20 protein-coding genes are annotated in these 20,057 nt (G+C 73.0%); 5 read left to right on the forward strand and 15 right to left on the reverse strand.

Features of this window, described 5'->3' with window-relative positions; translation table 11 throughout:
- Positions 1-16: 16 nt before the first annotated feature.
- The 3 genes from ACIOD1_RS03255 to glyA form a co-directional block, all read right to left on the reverse strand.
- On the reverse strand, positions 17-622 hold the full coding sequence (locus tag ACIOD1_RS03255) for a 2'-5' RNA ligase family protein (protein WP_365622832.1): 606 nt from the start codon (positions 620-622) through the stop codon (positions 17-19).
- A gap of 82 nt (positions 623-704) precedes the next feature.
- Complete coding sequence (trpS, locus tag ACIOD1_RS03260) at positions 705-1,718, reverse strand: tryptophan--tRNA ligase (protein WP_365622834.1); 1,014 nt, start codon at positions 1,716-1,718, stop codon at positions 705-707.
- A 92-nt stretch (positions 1,719-1,810) separates the two neighbouring features.
- Positions 1,811-3,082, reverse strand: a complete 1,272-nt coding sequence (gene glyA / locus ACIOD1_RS03265; protein ID WP_365622836.1) for a serine hydroxymethyltransferase — start codon at positions 3,080-3,082, stop codon at positions 1,811-1,813.
- 263 nt (positions 3,083-3,345) lie between these two features.
- Here glyA and rocD point away from each other — a divergent pair, with 263 nt between their 5' ends.
- A complete protein-coding gene (gene rocD, locus ACIOD1_RS03270) occupies positions 3,346-4,584 on the forward strand; it encodes an ornithine--oxo-acid transaminase (RefSeq protein WP_401899847.1) in 1,239 nt (412 codons plus the stop codon).
- Between the two features lie 34 nt (positions 4,585-4,618).
- Here the strand turns inward: rocD and ACIOD1_RS03275 are convergent, their stop codons facing one another.
- Together ACIOD1_RS03275 and ACIOD1_RS03280 are read right to left on the reverse strand one after the other, a co-directional pair.
- On the reverse strand, positions 4,619-5,821 hold the full coding sequence (locus ACIOD1_RS03275) for a glutathionylspermidine synthase family protein (protein WP_365622838.1): 1,203 nt from the start codon (positions 5,819-5,821) through the stop codon (positions 4,619-4,621).
- Between the two features lie 8 nt (positions 5,822-5,829).
- Complete coding sequence (locus ACIOD1_RS03280; protein ID WP_365622840.1) at positions 5,830-6,219, reverse strand: hypothetical protein; 390 nt, start codon at positions 6,217-6,219, stop codon at positions 5,830-5,832.
- A 141-nt stretch (positions 6,220-6,360) separates the two neighbouring features.
- Here ACIOD1_RS03280 and ACIOD1_RS03285 point away from each other — a divergent pair, with 141 nt between their 5' ends.
- On the forward strand, positions 6,361-7,194 hold the full coding sequence (locus tag ACIOD1_RS03285; protein WP_365622986.1) for a DMT family transporter: 834 nt from the start codon (positions 6,361-6,363) through the stop codon (positions 7,192-7,194).
- Positions 7,195-7,242: 48 nt separating this feature from the next.
- On the opposite strand, the gene ACIOD1_RS03290 is transcribed toward ACIOD1_RS03285, so the two are convergent.
- Positions 7,243-8,658 carry a PLP-dependent aminotransferase family protein gene (locus tag ACIOD1_RS03290; RefSeq protein WP_365622842.1) on the reverse strand — a complete coding sequence of 472 codons (1,416 nt, stop codon included), beginning with the start codon at positions 8,656-8,658 and terminating at the stop codon, positions 7,243-7,245.
- A gap of 46 nt (positions 8,659-8,704) precedes the next feature.
- On the opposite strand from ACIOD1_RS03290, the gene ACIOD1_RS03295 reads away from it, so the two are divergent.
- Positions 8,705-9,232 (forward strand): carboxymuconolactone decarboxylase family protein, encoded by a 528-nt coding sequence (locus ACIOD1_RS03295; RefSeq protein WP_401899850.1) that lies wholly within the window; start codon positions 8,705-8,707, stop codon positions 9,230-9,232.
- A gap of 27 nt (positions 9,233-9,259) precedes the next feature.
- Here ACIOD1_RS03295 and ACIOD1_RS03300 read toward each other — a convergent pair whose 3' ends face one another.
- From ACIOD1_RS03300 to ACIOD1_RS03320, 5 genes are all read right to left on the reverse strand, one after another.
- Positions 9,260-10,216 carry a hypothetical protein gene (locus ACIOD1_RS03300; protein WP_401899853.1) on the reverse strand — a complete coding sequence of 319 codons (957 nt, stop codon included), beginning with the start codon at positions 10,214-10,216 and terminating at the stop codon, positions 9,260-9,262.
- A 3-nt stretch (positions 10,217-10,219) separates the two neighbouring features.
- Positions 10,220-10,591 (reverse strand): hypothetical protein, encoded by a 372-nt coding sequence (locus ACIOD1_RS03305; RefSeq protein ID WP_401899855.1) that lies wholly within the window; start codon positions 10,589-10,591, stop codon positions 10,220-10,222.
- Positions 10,581-12,359, reverse strand: a complete 1,779-nt coding sequence (locus ACIOD1_RS03310) for a hypothetical protein (protein WP_401899857.1) — start codon at positions 12,357-12,359, stop codon at positions 10,581-10,583. Before ACIOD1_RS03310 ends, ACIOD1_RS03305 begins: the two co-directional genes overlap by 11 nt.
- Before the next feature lie 119 nt (positions 12,360-12,478).
- Complete coding sequence (locus ACIOD1_RS03315) at positions 12,479-13,468, reverse strand: malate dehydrogenase (protein ID WP_365622851.1); 990 nt, start codon at positions 13,466-13,468, stop codon at positions 12,479-12,481.
- Between the two features lie 264 nt (positions 13,469-13,732).
- Complete coding sequence (locus tag ACIOD1_RS03320) at positions 13,733-14,335, reverse strand: short chain dehydrogenase (RefSeq protein ID WP_401900461.1); 603 nt, start codon at positions 14,333-14,335, stop codon at positions 13,733-13,735.
- A 79-nt stretch (positions 14,336-14,414) separates the two neighbouring features.
- Here ACIOD1_RS03320 and ACIOD1_RS03325 point away from each other — a divergent pair, with 79 nt between their 5' ends.
- Positions 14,415-15,320 carry a LysR family transcriptional regulator gene (locus tag ACIOD1_RS03325; RefSeq protein WP_365622853.1) on the forward strand — a complete coding sequence of 302 codons (906 nt, stop codon included), beginning with the start codon at positions 14,415-14,417 and terminating at the stop codon, positions 15,318-15,320.
- On the opposite strand, the gene ACIOD1_RS03330 is transcribed toward ACIOD1_RS03325, so the two are convergent.
- Together ACIOD1_RS03330 and ACIOD1_RS03335 are read right to left on the reverse strand one after the other, a co-directional pair.
- Complete coding sequence (locus tag ACIOD1_RS03330; protein WP_401899861.1) at positions 15,307-15,885, reverse strand: DUF3017 domain-containing protein; 579 nt, start codon at positions 15,883-15,885, stop codon at positions 15,307-15,309. The genes ACIOD1_RS03325 and ACIOD1_RS03330 overlap by 14 nt on opposite strands.
- Positions 15,875-16,735 (reverse strand): bifunctional methylenetetrahydrofolate dehydrogenase/methenyltetrahydrofolate cyclohydrolase, encoded by an 861-nt coding sequence (locus ACIOD1_RS03335; protein WP_365622857.1) that lies wholly within the window; start codon positions 16,733-16,735, stop codon positions 15,875-15,877. Before ACIOD1_RS03335 ends, ACIOD1_RS03330 begins: the two co-directional genes overlap by 11 nt.
- Positions 16,736-16,981: 246 nt before the next feature.
- Here ACIOD1_RS03335 and ACIOD1_RS03340 point away from each other — a divergent pair, with 246 nt between their 5' ends.
- A complete protein-coding gene (locus ACIOD1_RS03340; protein WP_365622859.1) occupies positions 16,982-17,731 on the forward strand; it encodes an RDD family protein in 750 nt (249 codons plus the stop codon).
- A gap of 77 nt (positions 17,732-17,808) precedes the next feature.
- Here ACIOD1_RS03340 and purH read toward each other — a convergent pair whose 3' ends face one another.
- Entirely contained in the window at positions 17,809-19,425 is a 1,617-nt protein-coding gene (gene purH, locus ACIOD1_RS03345) for a bifunctional phosphoribosylaminoimidazolecarboxamide formyltransferase/IMP cyclohydrolase (RefSeq protein WP_365622861.1), read from the reverse strand.
- Positions 19,422-20,045, reverse strand: a complete 624-nt coding sequence (gene purN, locus ACIOD1_RS03350) for a phosphoribosylglycinamide formyltransferase (protein WP_365622863.1) — start codon at positions 20,043-20,045, stop codon at positions 19,422-19,424. Before purN ends, purH begins: the two co-directional genes overlap by 4 nt.
- Positions 20,046-20,057: the final 12 nt, after the last annotated feature.

The following is a 20,057-nucleotide window of genomic DNA, read 5'->3' on the forward strand; positions in this document are numbered from 1 at the left end:
CCCTGCGACCGCTGCGTCAGGAGCGGCGTATCGCCGCGCCGGCGACCGGGGGCACCTGTGACGCGGCCGGCCCCGCCTGCGCCGGCACGCCGGTGGGTCCGGTGCCGAACGGGTACTCGCGCAGTTTCCGCCAGACCCCGTCCGAGCCCTGCTCGTAGAGCGCGAACCCCTCGCACCGCCAGGAGGCGGCGTAGTCGGACAGCTCGGCGAAGGCGCGGTCCATCGCCTCCTCGGAGATCCCGTGGGCGACCGTGACGTGCGGGTGGTACGGGAAGGCCAGCTCGCGGGCGAGCGGGCCCTCGGGGTCGCGGATCCGGCCCTGTAGCCGGGTGCAGCCCTGGGCCCCCTCGGCGAGCCGGACGAAGACGACCGGGGAGACGGGGCGGAAGGTTCCCGTCCCCTCCAGCCTCATCGCGTAGGGCCGGAAGGACTCGGCGACCTCCGCCAAGTGCCGGCGGATGCCCGGCAGCCGGCCCGCCTCCACCTCGGTGGGCGGTACGAGGGTGACGTGCGTGGGGATGCCGTGCGCGGCCGTGTCCCCGAAACCGGCGCGCAGCCGCTGGAGCAGGCCGGCGTGAGGTTCCGGGACCGCGATCGAAACGCCGAGCGTTACGGTCCCCACGTGTCTCTCCTCCGTCGTGTGCGTGAGTGCTGCGCCCCAGTGTGGCGCCCGCACCCCCTCGGCCGCCAGGGGCCTCGGTCCGTCAGTGCTTGGCGGGCAGGAAGCCGAGCCGGTCGTAGGCCTGCGCCAGGGTCTCGGCTGCGACGGCGCGGGCCTTCTCCGCACCCTTGGCCAGCAGGGAGTCCAGGGTCTCCGGGTCGTCCAGGTACTCCTGGGTGCGCTGCTTGAAGGGTGTGACGAAGTCGACCATCACGCCCGCCAGGTCGGTCTTGAGCGCGCCGTAGCCCTTGCCCTCGTACCTGGCCTCCAGCTCGGGGATCGCGTCCCCCGTGAGGGTGGAGTAGATCGTGAGCAGGTTGCTGACGCCGGGCTTCTCCGCCGGGTCGAAGCGGATCTCCGTCCCGGTGTCGGTGACGGCGCTCTTGATCTTCTTCTCGGTGACCTTGGGCTCGTCGAGGAGGTTGATCAGGCCCTTGGGGGACGACGCCGACTTCGACATCTTGATCGCCGGGTCCTGGAGGTCGTAGATCTTCGCGACCTCCTTGACGATGTGCGCGGCGGGGAGCGTGAAGGTCTTCCCGAAGCGCTGGTTGAAGCGCTCGGCCAGGTCGCGGGTCAGCTCGATGTGCTGGCGCTGGTCCTCGCCGACGGGGACCGCGTTCGCCTGGTAGAGCAGGATGTCGGCGACCTGGAGGATCGGGTACGTGAACAGGCCGACGCTGGCGCTGTTGACGCCGCCCTTGGCGGACTTGTCCTTGAACTGCGTCATCCGGCCGGCCTCGCCGAAGCCGGTGATGCAGTTCATGACCCATCCGAGCTGCGCGTGCTCGGGCACGTGGCTCTGGATGAAGAGGGTGCAGCGCTCCGGGTCCAGGCCGGCGGCGAGGAGCTGGGCGGCGGAGAGCCGGGTGTTCGCGCGGAGTTCCCTCGGATCCTGCGGCATGGTGATCGCGTGCAGGTCGACGACCATGTAGAACGCGTCGTGCGTCTCCTGGAGGGCGACGTACTGGCGGATCGCTCCGAGGTAGTTCCCGAGGTGGAACGAGCCGGAGGTGGGCTGGATGCCGGAGAGCGCGCGGGGACGATCAGAAGCCATGGCCCCATTCTCTCAGGTGCCCGGCGGGCTCCGGCCCCGCGCCGACGCGAACGCGCCGGCGCGGCGGCCGTGCGGGGTCGGGCCGGACCGGGTCAGGCGAGCGGCAGGCCCGGGGCCGGGAAGGCCGCCATCAGCGAGGTGACCTCGGCGCGGACGGCGGCGAGCGCCGGCTCGTCGCCCTTGGCGGCGGCGTCCACGGCCCGGGAGATCCATTCGGCGACCAGCGGCATGTGCGCGGCGGTCAGGCCGCGCGAGGTCAGGGACGGGGTTCCGATCCGGATGCCCGAGGGGTCGAAGGGCTTGCGCGGGTCGAACGGCACGGTGTTGTAGTTGACGACGATCCCGGCCCGGTCCAGGGCCTTGGCGGCGACCTTGCCGGGGACGTCCTTGCCCGTCAGGTCGATCAGGATCAGGTGGTTGTCGGTGCCGCCCGAGACCAGGTCGAAGCCCCGCTCCAGCAGGGCCGCGGCGAGCGCCTTGGCGTTGGCGACGACCGCGTGGGCGTACGCGGTGAAGGAGGGCTGGGCCGCCTCGTGCAGGGCCACCGCGATGCCGGCGGTGGTCTGGTTGTGCGGGCCGCCCTGGAGGCCGGGGAAGACCGCCTTGTCGATGGCCTTCGCGTGCTCCTCCTTGCACATGAGCATCGCGCCGCGCGGGCCGCGCAGGGTCTTGTGGGTGGTGGTGGACACCACGTCCACGTGCGGCACCGGGGAGGGGTGGGCGCCGCCCGCGATCAGGCCCGCGATGTGGGCCACGTCGGCGACGAGCACCGAGCCGGTCTCGCGGGCGATGTCGGCGAAGGCCGCGAAGTCGATGGTGCGGGGCAGGGCCGTGCCGCCACAGAAGATGATCTTCGGGCGTTCCTTGAACGCGAGGTCGCGCACCGCGTCGTAGTCGATGAGCCCGGTGTCGGCGCGGACCCCGTACTGGACCCCGCGGAACCAGGAACCGGTCGCCGAGACGCCCCAGCCGTGCGTGAGGTGGCCGCCCATCGGCAGGGCCATGCCCATCACCGTGTCGCCGGGCTTCGCGAAGGCCAGGTAGACGGCCAGGTTCGCCGGGGAGCCGGAGTACGGCTGCACATTGGCGTGGTCCACGCCGAACAGCCCCTTCGCCCGCTCGACGGCCAGGGCCTCGACGCGGTCGATGTTCTGCTGGCCCTCGTAGTAGCGGCGGCCCGGGTAGCCCTCGCTGTACTTGTTCTGCAGGACGGTGCCGGAGGCCTCCAGCACGGCCGCGGACACGTAGTTCTCGCTCGGGATCAGGCGCAGGGTCTCCGCCTGGAGGTTCTCCTCGGCGGCGATGAAGGACGCCAGCTCGGGATCGGTGGCGAGCAGGGCGGGGTGACGGTGGTTCGCGCTCATGGCGGTTCCTCCGGGGTCGATGTCGTCTCTCGTCCCCGCGAGGCCCAGGCGAGCGGCCCTGTGTGCGGTCGTGCGCGCACGACTCCCCCGGAGTTCGTTCTCCGTGCGCCAGTCGCCGTGCGTACCGCACACCTTAGCGGGCGCGCCGGTCGAAAGGTTTCTCCGCCCACGATCCGAGCGACGATAGAAAGGACGCCACCCTTACGTCACCGGCCCGGCCGGACCAGGCCAGACGGACGGAAGACCGACCGATCGGAGACCCCGTGTCGACCACTGCCGATGCCACCGCCGCGCCCACCGGCGCCGCCACCGCCGACGCCATCCGCGCCGCCGACGCGCACAGCGCGCACAACTACCACCCCCTGCCCGTCGTCGTGGCCTCGGCCGAGGGCGCGTGGATGACGGACGTGGAGGGACGCCGCTTCCTGGACCTGCTCGCCGGCTACTCGGCGCTCAACTTCGGCCACGGCAACCGCCGTCTGCTGGACGCGGCCCGCGCCCAGCTGGAGCGGGTCACCCTCACCTCCCGCGCCTTCCACCACGACCGCTTCGCCGACTTCTGCACCCAACTCGCCGCCCTGTGCGGCAAGGAGATGGTGCTGCCCATGAACACGGGCGCGGAGGCCGTGGAAACGGCGGTCAAGACGGCCCGCAAGTGGGGCTACGAGGTCAAGGGCGTCCCCGACGGCCACGCCAAGATCGTGGTGGCGGCGGACAACTTCCACGGCCGGACCACCACCATCGTGTCCTTCTCCACCGACCACGACGCCCGCGACCACTTCGGCCCGTACACCCCCGGCTTCGAGATCGTCCCGTACGGGGACCTCACCGCGCTCTCCCACGCCGTCACCGAGAACACCGTGGCCGTGCTCCTGGAGCCGATCCAGGGCGAGGCCGGGGTGCTCGTACCGCCCGCCGGCTACCTCCGGGGCGTCCGGGAGCTGACCCGCGAGCGGAACGTGCTCTTCATCGCCGACGAGATCCAGTCGGGCCTGGGCCGCACCGGGAAGACCTTCGCGTGCGAGCACGAGGGCGTCGTCCCCGACGTGTACCTCCTGGGCAAGGCGCTCGGCGGCGGGGTCGTGCCCGTGTCCGCGGTGGTCGCCGACCGGGACGTGCTCGGGGTGTTCCGGCCCGGCGAGCACGGCTCCACCTTCGGCGGGAACCCCCTCGCCTGCGCCGTCGCCCTGGAGGTGATCGCGATGCTGCGCTCGGGCGAGTACCAGCAGCGGGCCACCGAACTCGGCGACCACCTCCACCGGGAGCTGAACCTCATGGTCGGCGCGGGCGCGGTGACCGCCGTGCGCGGGCGGGGCCTGTGGGCGGGCGTGGACGTCGACCCGGCCCGCGGGACGGGCCGGGAGATCTCCGAGCGGCTGATGGAGCGCGGGGTGCTGGTGAAGGACACCCACGGCTCCACGATCCGGATCGCCCCGCCGCTGGTGATCTCCAAGGAGGACCTGGACTGGGGGCTGGACCGGCTCCGGGCCGTGCTCGCCTGACGGGCCGCACGGGCCGCGGGACGGCCCTGCCGGGTCAGAGGATGACGTGGGGCAGGAAGCGGGCGTACTCGTCCGTGACCGGCCCCGCCGATTCCCTGATGCCGAGCCCGGCGGCCTCCTCCTCGACCACCCAGGCTCCGAGCACGACGCGGTTGCCGTCGAAGTCGGGCAGCGGCGCGAGGGCCTGGAAGACGTACGCCTCCCCCTCCTCGGGGGTGAACGGCTCCCCGTCCCCGCCCGCCCCGTGCAGGGTGACCCCGGCGCCCTCGCGCCCCAGGAGGGGCTTGGCCACGTAGCCGGGCCCGTCCGGGGCGGCCAGCTCGCGGGGGCCGTCGAGGTAGGCCGGCAGCAGGTTCGGGTGCTCCGGGAACAGCTCCCACAGGATCGCCAGCAGTGCCTTGTTGGACAGCAGCATCTTCCACAGCGGTTCGATCCAGGCGGTGGTGCCGGAGCCGCCGCCGTGGTCGTAGGTGCCGAGGACCTGCGGGCCGAACTCGTCCGTGGCCAGCCACTCCCACGGGTAGAGCTTGAAGCAGCCGCGGATGAAGCGGAGCTTCTCGTCGACGAACCGGCCCGAGAGGCTGTCCCAGCCGATCTGCTCCACCGACAGGGCGTGCGTCTCCAGGCCGGCCTGTTCGGCGGTCTCCTGGAGGTAGGCCACCGTCATCAGGTCCTCGCCCAGCTCGTCCGTCTCGGAGTGCGCGAAGTGCAACGGGCCGGGCGGCAGCAGCTCGGCCTGTCGGCGCCAGGCCTCGACGAGGCGCTCGTGGAGGGAGTTCCACTGGTCGGCGCCGGGGAAGCGCTCCTCCATCCAGAACCACTGCGGGCTCGCCGCCTCGACCAGGGAGGTGGGGGTGTCGGCGTTGTACTCCAGCATCTTGGCGGGGCTCTCGGGCCCCTCGTAGCGCAGGTCGAACCGGCCGTAGAGGGACGGCTGTTCGGCGCGCCGGCGCCAGGACTCGGCGATCAGCGCGGCCACCTTGGGGTCGGTGACGCCGAGGTCCGCGAAACGGTCGTGCTCGACGATGTGCGCGGCGGCGGCCAGGCACATGGCGTGCAGCTCCTCCACGACCTCCTCCAGCGCCTCGACCTCGGGGAGCGTGAAGGCGTAGTACGCGCTCTCGTCCCAGTAGGGGCGCAGCGAGTCGTCGGGGTAGCGGGTCAGGGGGTAGATCAGCCCCTGCTCCTCGACGGTCTTCTGCCAGTCCGGGCGGGGCTCGATGGTGTGGCGCTCCATGGGTGCGCTCAGCCGCCCGAGCTCTTGCTGTGGCTGTTGCCGATGCCGCCGCGGGTGACGGAGGGCTTGTCGAAGCTGCCGTCCTTCACCTTGCCCTTGTTGACGCTGCCGCCGTAGTAGTACGCGCCGTGGCCGCCCGTGGAGCAGTCCTTCATGTTCAGGTGGTCCAGGGTGGACCGGGAGGCGCAGCGTTTGTCGGGATCGTCGCCGCTCCCGCAGGCCACGAGGGTGACGGCGAGCAGGCCCATGCCGCCGAGGGCGACGGCGCCGGAGCGCATGCGGCGGCGCGTGGCGGCGGCGCCCGCTCCGGTGACGGTGGTGCTCGCGGTGCGCGTGGTGCCCGCCGTGGCGGCTGTGGTGGTGGCGCTGGTGGCTGTGGTGGTGGCGCTGGATTCCATGGCCTGTATTCGCTCCCCCTGGATGGCGTAGTGCCGACAGAGTAGGCCGGGGGCACGGAGGTTTGGAATCCGGCCGCCGTCACACCCTTGTCACGGCCGGCGCGGGCGGCAGGGCCTACAGTCGGGCTCGTGCTGATTGGGATGATTTGCGCGCTGGGTGCGGCCGTCTGCTTCGGTACGGCGTCGGTGCTCCAGGCGATGGCCGCGCGGGCGGCGGAGCCGGGGACCGGCTCGGGCGTGGACACGGCCCTGTTCCTGCGGGCGGTGCGGCAGTGGCGCTACCTGGCCGGACTCGGGCTGGACTCCGTCGGCTTCGTCCTCCAGATCATCGCCCTGCGCCACCTCCCGATCTACGCGGTGGGCGCGGCGCTGGCCGCGAGCCTCGCGGTGACGGCGGTGGTCGCGGCCCGGCTGATGGGGGCACGGCTGTCGCGCACGGAGTGGGGCGCGGTGGCGGTGGTGTGCGCGGGCCTGTTGATGCTCGGGCTGGCCTCCGGCGAGGAGGGCTCGGGAGAGGGCTCGCTCGCGCTGAAGTGGGGGCTGCTGGGCGTGGCGGTACTGGTGCTGCTGGTCGGCGCCGCGGCGGGCCGACTGCCCGACGGCTCGCGCGCGCTGGTGCTCGGCCTGGCCGCGGGCACGGGCTTCGGGGTGGTGGAGGTCTCGGTGCGCCTCATCGACTCCCTCTCGGTGTCGGAGCTGCGCAACCCCGCCTTGTACGCGCTCCTGTTGGGCGGGGCGGCGGCGTTCCTGTTGCTGACCTCCGCCCTGCAACGCGGTTCGGTGACGGCGGCGACGGCCGGCCTGGTCCTGGGCGAGACGATCGGCCCGGCGGTGGTGGGCGTGGTCTGGCTCGGCGACCGCACCCGCGAGGGGTTCACCTGGCTGGCGGTCCTCGGCTTCGCGGTGGCGGTGGCCGGCGCCCTGGCCCTGTCCCGCTTCGGCGAGCCGGAGCCGGAGCCGTCGCGGGCCGCCTGACCCCGGCGTGGTGGGGGCGGGGGCGGGCGGGCCACCTCCGCGCGAGCCTCAGGGCAGGGTGGTGGCGAGGGCCGCCAGGGTGGGGGTCCAGGCGCTCCCGGAGGGGGTGCCGTAGCCGACCACCAGGGCCTCCCGGGGCGGCATCGCCGATGCGGGGTGGCGGTAGCGTCCCAGCCCCTCCAGGGCCAGGCCCTGCCAGGCGGCGGCCTGGAGCGTGGTCCGCTCGGCCCCCTCGGGCAGGTCCAGCACCGCGTGCAGCCCGGCCGCGATGCCCGACACCGGGACCCGCCCCGCCACCGCCGCCACCAACTCGTCGCGGCGGCGCCGGTAGTGCAGCCGCATGCCGCGCACGTGGCGGTCGTAGGCCCCGGAGGTGAGGAACTCCGCCAGGGTGAGCTGGTCCAGGGCGCTGGAGGACCAGTCGGAGCGCCCCTTGGCCTCCAGCACCCGGTCCAGCCACTCCGGCGGGACCACCATCCAGCCCATCCGCAGCCCCGGGGCCAGGGACTTGCTGGCGGTGCCGAGGTAGACCACCCGGTCCGGGTCCAGGCCCTGGAGGGCGCCGATCGACTGGCGGTCGTAGCGGAACTCCCCGTCGTAGTCGTCCTCCAGGATCAGGCCGCCGGTGGTCCGCGCCCAGTCCACCGCCGCCGCCCGCCGCTGCGGCGTGAGCGCGACGCCCGTCGGGAACTGGTGCGCCGGGGTCAGCAGCACCGCGCCCACCCGGGGGCCGAGCCCCGCGAGGTCCCCGGTGCGCGCGCCGGCCCCGTCCACCCACAGCGGTCTGGTCCGCAGCCCGGCCTTGGCGAGGATCTCCCGGTGGAAGTCGAGGCTGTACCCCTCCACCGCCACCTCCCGCGAGCGCCCCTCGCGCAGGGTCCGACCGAGCAGCATCAGCGCGTGCGCGAAACCGGCGCACAGCACGATCCGCTCCGGATCGGCGTACACCCCGCGCGCCCTGGCCAGGTAGCCGGCCAGGGCCTCCCGCAGCTCCGGCCGACCGCGCGCGTCCGCCTGGTAGCCGAAGGCCTCGTTCGGGGCGGCGTTGACGGCCCGCCGGGCCGCCGCCAGCCAGCCCGCGCGGGGGAAGGCGCCGAGGTCGGGGGAGCCGGGGACCAGGCTGTACGAGGGGCCCCGCCGCGCCGGGGGTCGCAGCGGCGGCGCGGCGGCCGCCGGGCGGCGCGGGCGGGCCCGTGCGGCGACCCGGGTCCCGGAGCCCTGGCGGGCCGTCAGCCAGCCCTCGGCGACGAGTTCCCCGTACGCCTCCGCCACCGTGTTGCGGGCGATGCCCAGGTCGGCGGCGAGGCTGCGGGAGGACGGCAGTCTGGTCCCGGGCCCCAGCCGTCCCGTCCGCGCCGCCTCCCTCAGGGACTCCGTCAGCGCGGCCCGAAGGCCCCGTACACCCGTCACGGCCGCGAGGTCGAGGTGGAGGTCCGCTCCGAAAGTGGCCCATGTTCCCGTCATGAATGTGGACCATACTCGCGGGCCGATGTCTTCCTAGGGTGGAGGCATGGACAACGCAGCGCACACCACCACGACCACCACCGAGGCCCGCGGGCTCGCCCCCGAGCACACCCCCCGGATGAACATCGGCAAGCTCGCCCCCGAGGTCTACCGGGCCGTCCTCGCCCTGAACACCGCGTCCGAGAAGGGTGTGGACCCGGTCATCGCCGAGCTCGTCAAGATCCGCGCCTCGCAGATCAACCACTGCGCCTTCTGTCTGGACATGCACACCAAGGACGCGTTGGCGGCGGGCGAGACCGTCGAGCGCGTCGTGCAGCTCAGCGCCTGGGAGGAGTCGCGCCACTTCTACACGGAGAAGGAGCTCGCGGCGATCGAGCTGACCGAGGCCGTGACCGTCCTGACCGACGGCTTCGTGCCCGACGCGGTCTACGAGCGGGCCGCCGCGCACTTCGAGGAAACCGAGCTGGCCCACCTGATCGGGCTCATCGCGACGATCAACGTGTGGAACCGCTTCGCCGTCACCTCCCGCGCGCTCCCGGGGCACTACACCCCGGGCATGTACAAGAAGGCCTGACGCCCCTCGGCGCTCCTCGCCCACGGGTCACTCGGGCCGGAACGAGTCCAGCGCCGCCGTCAGGTTCGCCCGGGTGGTGGCGGACTCGGCGGCCGGACCGGCCGCCAGCAGGGCCCACCGCGTGCCGTCGGGGGTGGAGACGATCCGCTCCATGCCCCGGCGGCGGCCGCGGGACTCCGCGCTGTCGTACTCGTAGACCAGTTCGCAGGCCGAACCGCCGCCGACCGGGTCCAGGGAGACCTGCCGGTAGCCGGAGGTCCCGCCGGCCAGGTTCCGCGAGGACAGCCCCAGCAACTCGCAGGCCCCGGTGGCCGGATCCTCCACGACCTTGAAGATCTGCAACAGGGCGGCGCGGTCCCCCGGCAGGCGGTAGAAGGACCCGCTGCCGGTCTCGTCGCGGCTGCGCTGCCAGCCGGAGGGGACGGCCACGGAGAAGCCCGCGTCGTCGCGCACGACCGTGGAGCCGGGCCCGGCGGCGCTCGGCGAGCCGCTCGGACTCGTACTCGTACGGGGACTCGTGCTCGCGTCCACCGGCGCACCCGGGCCCCCGCCGGCCGGGCCCGTCACCGCCGGGGACACCGCCGAAGGGGCGGACGCACCCCCGGCGGCGGTCGACGGCTGCGTCCGGCCCAGCAGCATCCACGCCGCCACTCCCCCGCCCGCGACCGCCGCGGCCACGACACCGGCGAGCAACGGGCCCCGCCACGGGTGCGCCCCGACGCGCGGCGGAGGCGGCGCGGGCGCCGACGGCTGCGGACTCCACGGCGGGTACGCGGGCGGCGCCGGCGGAAGCGACGGCAGCGGCTGGAGCGGGTACGACTGCGGCTCGGACGGCTGCGGCTGGGACGGGAGCGGCTGGAGCGGGAGGCCGGACCCGGCCTGCCCGTCCCCCGCGGACCCGGGCTCCCCCGGCGGGGCGGGTCGCGGGCCCCACTCCCAGCGCTGGGCCTGCGGATCCCACCGGGCGTCGTCGGAAGGGGCCACCGGTCAGCCTCCCAACGAGACGAGCAGCTCGCCCAGCGCGGTGGCGGCGCTCACCGACTCCACCAGCGGGGCCCACCGCTCCAGCGCTCCGCGCAACCGTGCGGGCAGGCCGGGCCGGATCTCCCCGGCCTCCTCCAGCTCACCGGCGGCCTCGTCCAGTGCGGAGTCGAGTCCGGAGCGTTCCGGGCCGCGGGGCAGCCGGACGAGCGCGGCGCGCAGCTCGCGGACCGCCTCCAGGAGTTCTTCCGCCCCGGGAGCGGCCTCCGCCGTACCCCCGTGGTTCACGGTGTTGGTGTTCTGGTCGCCGCCGATGCTGAACGCGCTGCCGCTGATGTCGCCGATGCTGATCGAGGACCCGTCGCCGTTACTTTCCACCGCTGCTCCCCTTGCCGCTGCCCGTACCGCCGCCGCGGACGGTGTTGTCGTGTCCGGTGCCGCCGACGCTGAAGGCGCTGCCGTTCACCGATTGGATGAACACGCCGCCCTCCGCGACGTGGACGGCGCGCCGGGCGAACTCGTCCGTGTGCCAGCCCGCTTCGTGCAGAGCGACGGTAACCCCGCCGACCACCCGGTCCTGAACGGTTTTCAGGTACCGGTCGAGGTCCATGAGGTGGAAGAGGGAGCCCTCGTCGCTCGATCCGAGTTCCCGCACCGAGGCCCGCGGCCCTTGCGGCCGGGCGCCGCCGTGGCCGCCGGTGGCGATCCGCCACCAACTGGCCGCTCCCCGAGCCAGGGTGGTGACGGCGGTCAGGAAGGACCCGGGAGTGGCGGCGAGGGCCGAGGCCGCCGTGCCGAACCAGTTGTTGTGCAGCAGGCGGTGGGCGTCGGCGTCGGCGTCGCGGAAGCGGGCCCGTACGGGGAGCAGCACGTGCGGGGCCACCTCCAGCATCAACATCCGGCCCTGGGTGTGGACCCGTACGAAGACGGTGACGACCAGGTTCTCGTCCCACCCCCCGACCCGGACGCGCAGGAAGTGGCGGCGGCGCTCCCCGCCCTCCTCGATGGCGCCGAGGCGGTGCGCGGCGAAGTGCTCCGGGCCCAGGGGCGCGCTGTCCCGGTGCGGCAGGCCGACGGCCGGCAGGAAGACGCACTCGTCGACGACCAGCTCGCGCAGCCGGTCCAGTACGGCCTCGCGCGCCTGCGGGGAGCCGTGCGGGGAGGGCACCCGCAGGGCGTGCAGGAGCGGCACGATCCGCTCCACGATGTGCGCGTTGGTGACGGGGTACGGCTCGCGGCCGGCGTCGGGGCCCTCGCGCCGGCGCAGTTCGACCGAGAGCTGCCAGGGCCGGAACGGCTCCCCCGCGCCGCAGAACGGATCGCCGATGTTGTACATGACCAGCGGCGCGTACTGCTCGCCCAGGATGCGCGCCCCGACCCGGGCGAAGCGGGCGCCCTGCGAGGCTTCGGCGGGATCGCGGGCCCGGTCGGCGTACCGGTCCGGGGAGAGTTGCGTGGCGATGACGCGGGCGGCGTGGCCGCGTTGGAGGCCGACGAGGGCGACGATGCCCGCGAAGGCCGCGGGCAGCAGCCACAGCAGGGCGCCCGTTCCCGCGCCGCCGTCGCCGTCGCCGTACGCGGAGCCGCCGTAGACGGAATCGCTCCCGTAGCCGCCGTAGCGGCCGTCGTCGCCGGACAACAGCCGGCCGAATTCGACCAGGTCCCACGAGGCGGCGGCCAGGTACGCCCACAGCCCGATGACCACGAGCAGCAGCATCACCCAGGTGGCGATCAGGACCACCACGCCGAGGAAGCGGGCCGGGCCGCTCTCGCGCCGGCGCAGCCAACGGGACAGGCTGAACAGCAGGAAGGGCACGAGTAACGCCGCGAGGGTTCCGCCGGTCAGCAGGGAGCCGATGAACCAGGCGCCGAGGATCGCCGCGGCCCAGGCGATCTCGATGCGGCGGGCGCGCAGCGCGTGGGCGAGGACGCGGGTCGCGTCGAACCCGTACGAGGGGGCGGCGATCCGCTCCTCGTGCACGAACAGCTCGTCGATCACCCGATCGCGGTACGGGGCGTCGAGGTAGGTTCCGGCGCACAGCAACCGGCCGGATTCGCTGAGGGCGGGATGCACCGGGGGCCGCCCGTCACTCGCGACCGGCCGGGGGACGTCACCGGGCTGAGGGGGGATCAGGTGCTCGCTCACCGAGTGACCTTATTTCCACCCACGGCGCCCGGACAGGTCGATTCACGCCAAAGCGCCCCGGCCGGGTTTGGCGGGGGCGCTTCGGTGTTCACCTGCGGACCGACGGGTCCGCGGTCGGATCAGATCAGGCCGAGCTCGCGCACCGCGTCGCGCTCCTCGACGAGCTCCGCCACGGACGCGTCGATGCGCGCACGGGAGAACTCGTTGATGTCCAGGCCCTGGACGATCTCGTACTTGCCGTCCTTGGTGGTGACGGGGAAGGAGGAGATGATGCCCTCCGGGACGCCGTAGGAGCCGTCCGACGGGATGCCCATCGAGGTCCAGTCGCCCGCGGCGGTGCCGTTGACCCAGGTGTGCACGTGGTCGATGGCGGCGTTGGCGGCCGAGGCGGCCGAGGACGCGCCACGGGCCTCGATGATCGCGGCGCCGCGCTTGGCGACGGTCGGGATGAAGGTGTCGGCCAGCCACAGCTCGTCGTTGACGAGTTCGGCGGCGTTCTTGCCGGCGATCTCCGCGTGGAAGATGTCCGGGTACTGGGTCGCCGAGTGGTTGCCCCAGATGGTGAGGCGCTTGATGTCGGAGACGGCGGCGCCGGTCTTGGCGGCCAGCTGCGAGATCGCGCGGTTGTGGTCCAGGCGGGTCATCGCGGTGAAGCGCTCGGCCGGTACGTCCGGGGCGGCGGCCTGCGCGATGAGCGCGTTGGTGTTGGCCGGGTTGCCCACGACCAGGACCTTGATGTCGTCCGCGGCGTTCGCGTTGATCGCGGCGCCCTGCGGCTTGAAGATGCCGCCGTTGGCGGAGAGCAGGTCACCGCGCTCCATGCCCTTGGTGCGCGGGCGGGCGCCCACGAGCAGCGCGACGTTGGCGCCCTCGAAGCCCTTGTTCGGGTCGTCGAAGATGTCGATGCCGGCGAGCAGCGGGAAGGCGCAGTCGTCGAGCTCCATGGCCGTGCCCTCGGCGGCCTTCATGCCCTGGGGGATCTCCAGGAGGCGGAGCTTGACCGGCACGTCCGCGCCGAGCAGGTGGCCGGACGCGATGCGGAAGAGCAGCGCGTAGCCGATCTGGCCGGCAGCGCCGGTCACGGTGACATTCACGGGAGTGCGGGTCATGGCCTTCTCCGTTAGACAGCTGGCGGTGGGGCGTCCCTGCCCCATGTGCTGGACCCCAAGGTGCTGGGAGGACGCCGCTTCGCTGCCTGTGAATCTTGACGTGAAGAGACATCCTCCGTCAGGCTATCCGACCCGCGCGCCCCCCAATCCCCGGGCCCCTGTGGTGCGCGGCACACGGCGCCTGCCTTTCGAAGGCCCGACGGGGCGCCGGACCCGTCGCCGGACCTCGCCGCAGGACCCCGGGCCGCGTCGCGCCGGGCGCCTCTACTCCACGCGGAAGACCTGTCCCGTCCGGTGCCCCTCCACGGACTTGACGTAGGCGTTCGCCGCGCGGGCGACCGGCACCGGGTCGAATCCGGCGAAGGTGTCCCCGTAGACGTCCAGGGACTCGGTGAAGACGGTCGGGCTGACGGCGTTGATCCGCTGGCGGCCCGGGAGTTCGATGGCGGCGGCCCGTACGAAGGCCTCGACGGCGCCGTTGACGAGGGAGGCGACCGAGCCCGAGAGCAGGGGCTCGCGGGCCAGGATTCCGGTGATGAGGGTGTAGGAGGCGTGGTCGGGCAGGACGGCGGCTCCCTGGCGGACCAGCTCGACCTGGCTGACGACCTTGCCTTCGAGCCCGGCGCGGACGTCGGCGGTGCCCAGCTCGGCCAGCGGGAACCAGGGGACGTTGCCGGCGGCGCAGGCCACCGCGTCCACGGCGCCCACCCGTGCGTACATGGCCCGGATCGACTCCGGGTCGGTGATGTCGACGGTGACGTCCGCGTGCGTGCGGGAGGCGGTGGCCACCTGGTGGCCGCGCTCGCGCAGGGCGGTGACGACCGCACTGCCCAGGGTTCCGTTCGCGCCGATGACGAGCACCTTCAAGGGGTTCATGGCACGAGCATCGCGGGCCGTGAATGTGAAGTCCAGCTACCTCTGCTACACGGACCATTAAGATGAACTCATGCTTGACGTGAAGCGGCTGATCATCCTCAGGGACCTGGCGGAACACGGCAGGGTGACCGTCGTCGCCGACCTGCACCGGGTCACCCCCTCGGCGGTCTCCCAGCAGTTGCGCGCCCTGGAGGCCGAGGCCGGCGCCGCCCTCGTCGAACGGGAGGGGCGCGGGCTGCGCCTCACCCCCGCCGGAACGGCCCTGGCCGCCGCCTGCGACCCCGTACTGGCCGCCCTGGAGCGTGCCGAGGGGGCCGTCCGGGCCCTCGACGCGGGGCCGGTCGGCGAGCTCACCGTCGGCTGCGCCCCGAGCGCCCTCGCGACGGTCGCCGCCCCGCTCGTCGCCGCCCTCGCCGTACGCCACCCCGGGCTCAGGCCGCGCATCGTGCAGGCCGACCCGGAGGAGGCCGTGCCGTTGCTGCGCCGGCGCCGCCTCGACCTGGCGGTCACGTACGCCTACCCGCTGCTCGGCGCCCCGCCCGCGAGCGGCACCACCGCCGTCCCGCTGTTCGAGGACCCGCTCTGCCTGGCACTGCCCGAGGCGCTCGTCCCCGCCTTCGAGCGGGACGGACTCGCGGCGCTGCGCACGGTCGACTGGGTGTCCGCGCCGGCCCCGAGCAGCTGCCGGGAGATGCTCCTGCACACCTGCCGCAACGCCGGCTTCACCCCGCGCGTGGCGCACGACTGCGCGGACCTGCGGGCCGGGCTCTGGCTGGTCGCCACCGGCCGGGCCGTGTCGCTCCTGCCCCGACTGATGTGCGACGCCCCGCCGCCGGGCACGGTCGTACGGGAACTGCCCGGGCCGGGGCGGACCCTGGAGGCACTGGTCCGTGCGGGCACCGAGACCCACCCGGCGATCGCGGCGGCCCTGACCGCGCTCGCCGATCCGTCGGGGGCTACCGCTAGCGGACGGTGAAGCGGACGGCGGTCTCCAGGAAGGGGATCCGCAGCCACGGCTGCGGTTCCATGACCAGCGCCAGCAGCGTGATCGCCACGCCCAACAGCCCGTACGTGACCATGTCCGTGAAACGGGAGCGCACCGCGAGCATGCCCACCGAGGGCAGGACGCGGCGCATCACGGCGGCCCCGATCAGCGCGACACCGATGAGCAGGCAGCCGACCCGGGGGTGCCCCATCGCGGTGAGCAACAATCCGACGGCGGTGGCGGACAGGACGCTGAGCATCGGCCACTGACGGGCCGGCGCGGGGGCGTCCCCGGGCGCGGCCCGACCGCCGCCCTCGGGCCGGGCGGTGTCCCGCGTGACGGAGGGGAACCGTCGGGACTTCGCCCCGGGGGTGGCGGTGTCGGCGGCAGCCCCAGCCGGAGCCGCAGCCGGATCCGGGGACTCCCCGGTCTCGGCCGACCCTGCCGACCCTGCCGACCCCGTCGCACCCGTCGACCCGGTCGGACCCGTCGCCCGGGCGCCCTCCTCGGGGCCCTCGGCGGCCGCCTCCGGGCCCGCCTCGCCCTCAGCCCTCACCGGTGATCCGCTCCGCCGCCTCGACGACGTTGACCAGCAGCTGCGCCCGCGTCATGGGACCGACGCCGCCCGGGTTCGGGGAGATCCAGCCCGCCACCTCGGCGACGCCCGGGTGGACGTCCCCGACGATCTTGCCGTTCTCGTCGCGGCTCACGCCCACGTCGAGCACGGCCGCGCCCGGCTTCACGTCCTCCGGCTTGACCAGGTGCGCGACGCCCGCCGCCGCGACGACGATGTCCGCCTGGCGCAGCAGCCCGGAGAGGTCGCGCGTACCGGTGTGGCACAGGGTCACGGTGGCGTTCTCAGACTTGCGGGTCAGCAGGAGCCCGATGGAGCGGCCCACGGTGATGCCCCGGCCGAGGACGACGACGTGCGCGCCGTTGATCTCGACCTTGTGGTGGCGCAGCAGCTCGACGATCCCGTACGGGGTGCAGGGCAGTGGGCCGGGCTCGTTCAGCACCAGCCGGCCGAGCGACATCGGGTGCAGGCCGTCGGCGTCCTTGGTCGGCTCCATCAGCTCCAGGACACGGTTGGTGTCGATGCCCTTGGGGAGCGGGAGTTGGACGATGTAGCCGGTGCAGTCGGGGTTCGCGTTCAGCTCCCGCACGACCGCCTCGATGTCCTCCTGGGAGGCCGTCGCGGGCAGTTCGCGCTGGATGGAGGCGATGCCGACCTCGGCGCAGTCCTTGTGCTTGCCGTTGACGTACCAACGGCTGCCCGGATCGTCACCGACCAGCAGGGTGCCGAGGCCCGGGGTGATGCCCCGTTCCTTCAGCGCCGCCACTCGGGCGGTCAGTTCGGACTTGATCGCGGCTGCGGTGGCCTTGCCATCGAGAATCTGGGCGGTCATGTCCCCCATCCTCGCGGATGGACCGCTCCCGGTTCCAGTCAAGGGAGTCGCAAGGGTGCCCGGTTGGTTGCACTTGCACAACAAGTAGGGGCTACATCAGGAACCAACTGGACAAGGAATCCCCGGGGGGACCACCATGCACGGGTAAAGAGTGCCGCGGGCAGTGCCGGGGGGCGGACCGCATCCAAGTTGTTTCCTCCTTGCCTTGCCGTGCGTCCCCGCACTTCCACGGAGGAACCACCCAAGATGAGCTTCGGCGACCCGAACAACCCCTACGGCCAGCAGCCGCAGAACCCGCAGGGCCAGAACCCGCAGGGGCAGCAGCCGGGCTACGGCTACCCCCAGCAGGCCCCGCAGGGCGTCCCGCCGCAGGGCGGCTACGGCTACCCGCAGCAGCCGGGTCAGGCCCCCTACGGCGCCGTGCCCCCGCAGGCCCCCGGCACGCTGCAGGCCAACAACGGCTTCATCAATGTCGCCGGCCTCGGCACCGTCGGCGTCGCCACGATGGGCCGTCGCTTCGGCGCCCGCGCGATCGACGGCGCGATCATCTTCGTGCTGTACCTCATCTTCAGCTCGATCGGCATGGCGGGCATCTTCGGTGCCTCCAAGTCCCTGGACGACTGCACCGGGATGGACGCCGTCGCGTACCAGAGCTGCGTCAACAACCAGGCCGAGGCGGCCGGTGGCATCATCGCCGCGTTCTTCGGCGCCATCCTGATCTTCTTCGTCGCCACGCTCCTCTACGAATGGCTGATGATCGCGTTCGTGGGCGCGACGGTCGGCAAGCTGGCGCTCGGTCTGAAGGTCGTCAAGGAGAACACCGGCCAGAACCCGGGCCTCGGCGGCGGCTTCATCCGCTGGATCATCCCGATGGTCGGCGCGTTCCTCTGCGGCATCGGTCAGCTCCTGGTCTACCTCTCCCCCTTCTTCGACAACTCGGGCAAGCTGCAGGGCTGGCACGACCGTGCCGCCGGCACGATCGTCGTGAAGAAGTAGTCGGTACCGCTTGAAACAAGCCGAAGGCCGCCCCCCGCACTGCGGGGGGCGGCCTTCGGTACGTCGTGCGGGTCCCGTCAGTGGAAGAAGTGGCGGGTGCCCGTGAGGTACATGGTCACGCCGGCCGCCTTCGCGGCCTCGATGACCAGTTCGTCCCGCATCGAACCGCCCGGCTGCACGACGGCCTTGATGCCGGCCGCCGTCAGGATCTCCAGCCCGTCGGCGAAGGGGAAGAAGGCGTCCGAGGCCGCGTACGAGCCCCGCGCGCGCTCCGCGCCCGCCCGCTCGACGGCGAGCTTCGCCGAGTCCACCCGGTTGACCTGACCCATGCCGACGCCGACCGAGGCGCCGTCCTTGGCGAGCAGGATCGCGTTGGACTTGACCGCGCGGCAGGCCTTCCACGCGAAGGCCAGGTCGGCCAGTTCGTCGGCGGACAGGGCGTCACCCGTCGCCAGGGTCCAGTTCGCGGGGTCGTCACCCTCGGCCAGGCCCTTGCCCTTTTCGAACGTGTCGCTCTGCTGGAGCAGCACGCCACCGGAGATGGGCTTGAGGTCGCCCGGCTGCTGCGGGGTGCCCTCCACCTTCAGGACGCGGATGTTCTTCTTCTTGGCCAGGACCTCGACCGCGCCGTCCTCGTAGCCGGGCGCGACGATGACCTCGGTGAAGATCTCCGCGACCTGCTCGGCCAGCTCGACGCTGACCGGACGGTTGACCGCGATGACGCCACCGAACGCGGAGACCGGGTCGCAGGCGTGCGCCTTGCGGTGGGCCTCGGCGACGTCCGCGCCCACCGCGATGCCGCAGGGGTTGGCGTGCTTGATGATCGCGACGCAGGGCTCGTCGTGGTCGTGGGCGGCGCGGCGGGCCGCGTCGGTGTCCACGTAGTTGTTGTAGGACATCTCCTTGCCGTGCAGCTGCTCGGCGTTGGCGAGCCCGCCGGGCTGACCGTCCGTGTACAGGGCGGCGGCCTGGTGCGGGTTCTCGCCGTAGCGCAGGGTCGACTTGCGCTCCCAGGCGCCCGCGAGGAACTCGGGCAGCGGGGCCGCGGGGGACTCCGGGGCGTACGCGTTCGTGAACCAGGAGGCGACCGCGACGTCGTAGGCGGCGGTGTGCTGGAAGGCCTCCGCCGCGAGCCGCTTGCGGGCGGTCAGGTCGAAGCCGCCGTTCTTCACCGCGTCCAGGACGTCGGCGTAGCGGGCCGGGCTCGTGACGACCGACACGGAGGGGTGGTTCTTGGCCGCGGCGCGGACCATCGACGGGCCGCCGATGTCGATCTGCTCCACGCACTCGTCCGGGGTGGCACCCGACTGGACGGTGGCCAGGAACGGGTACAGGTTGACGACCACGAGGTCGAAGGGCTCCACGCCCAGCTCGGCGAGCTGGTTGCGGTGGTCCTCCAGGCGCAGGTCGGCGAGGATGCCGGCGTGCACGCGCGGGTGGAGGGTCTTGACCCGGCCGTCGAGGCACTCGGGGAAGCCGGTCAGCTCCTCGACCTTGGTGACGGGCACTCCGGCCGCGGCGATCTTGGAGGCGGTGGAGCCGGTGGAGACGAGCGCGACACCCGCCTCGTGCAGGCCGCGGGCCAGCTCTTCCAGTCCCGTCTTGTCGTAGACGCTGACGAGCGCACGACGGATCGGCCGCTGGCTGGTGGTCGGTTCGTTGGTGTCTGCGGTCTCGCGCTCTACGGCGGTCACTGGATTGTTACCTTTCGTCCCTCAATGCGGTAGCCGTGCCGGGCCAGGCGCCCCACGACGTCGACGAGCAGCTGGCGCTCGACTTCCTTGATCCGCTCGTGCAGAGCGGCTTCGCCCTCCCCGTCCCCGATCTCCACGACACCCTGGGCGATGATCGGACCGGTGTCCACGCCGGTGTCCACGAAGTGGACCGTGCAGCCGGTGACCTTCGCCCCGTACGCGAGGGCGTCGCGCACCCCGTGCGCGCCGGGGAAGGCCGGGAGGAGGGCGGGGTGGGTGTTGATGAACCGGCCGCCGAAGCGGTCGATGAAGCTCGTCCCGACGATCTTCATGAACCCGGCGGAGACGACGAGGTCGGGCGCGTGCGCGGCGGTGGCCGCGGTCAGCGCCGCGTCCCACTCGGCGCGGCTCCCGTAGGCCTTGACCGGGCAGACGAAGGTGGGGATCCCGGCCTTCTCCGCCCGTTCGAGGCCCGCGATGTTCTCTCGGTCGGCCCCCACCGCGACCACCTCCGCGCCGAAGCCCTCGGCTCCGCCGGGGTGTGCGTCGATGGCGTCGAGCAGGGCCTGGAGGTTGGTGCCGGAGCCGGAGACCAGCACGACCAGGCGGGAGGCGGGCATGGGAGGCCCTTT

The organism is Streptomyces sp. NPDC088097, from assembly GCF_044741845.1.
Classification (GTDB): Bacteria; Actinomycetota; Actinomycetes; order Streptomycetales; family Streptomycetaceae; genus Streptomyces.

Excerpts from the sequence above, each read along its gene's own strand:
- trpS (WP_365622834.1), bottom strand. The coding sequence starts at position 1,718 with ATGGCTTCTGATCGTCCCCGCGCGCTCTCCGGCATCCAGCCCACCTCC.
- glyA (WP_365622836.1), bottom strand. The coding sequence starts at position 3,082 with ATGAGCGCGAACCACCGTCACCCCGCCCTGCTCGCCACCGATCCCGAG.
- ACIOD1_RS03275 (WP_365622838.1), bottom strand. The coding sequence starts at position 5,821 with ATGGAGCGCCACACCATCGAGCCCCGCCCGGACTGGCAGAAGACCGTC.
- ACIOD1_RS03280 (WP_365622840.1), bottom strand. The coding sequence starts at position 6,219 with ATGGAATCCAGCGCCACCACCACAGCCACCAGCGCCACCACCACAGCC.
- ACIOD1_RS03285 (WP_365622986.1), top strand. The coding sequence starts at position 6,361 with ATGATTTGCGCGCTGGGTGCGGCCGTCTGCTTCGGTACGGCGTCGGTG.
- ACIOD1_RS03290 (WP_365622842.1), bottom strand. The coding sequence starts at position 8,658 with ATGACGGGAACATGGGCCACTTTCGGAGCGGACCTCCACCTCGACCTC.
- ACIOD1_RS03295 (WP_401899850.1), top strand. The coding sequence starts at position 8,705 with ATGGACAACGCAGCGCACACCACCACGACCACCACCGAGGCCCGCGGG.
- ACIOD1_RS03315 (WP_365622851.1), bottom strand. The coding sequence starts at position 13,468 with ATGACCCGCACTCCCGTGAATGTCACCGTGACCGGCGCTGCCGGCCAG.
- ACIOD1_RS03325 (WP_365622853.1), top strand. The coding sequence starts at position 14,415 with ATGCTTGACGTGAAGCGGCTGATCATCCTCAGGGACCTGGCGGAACAC.
- ACIOD1_RS03335 (WP_365622857.1), bottom strand. The coding sequence starts at position 16,735 with ATGACCGCCCAGATTCTCGATGGCAAGGCCACCGCAGCCGCGATCAAG.
- ACIOD1_RS03340 (WP_365622859.1), top strand. The coding sequence starts at position 16,982 with ATGAGCTTCGGCGACCCGAACAACCCCTACGGCCAGCAGCCGCAGAAC.
- purN (WP_365622863.1), bottom strand. The coding sequence starts at position 20,045 with ATGCCCGCCTCCCGCCTGGTCGTGCTGGTCTCCGGCTCCGGCACCAAC.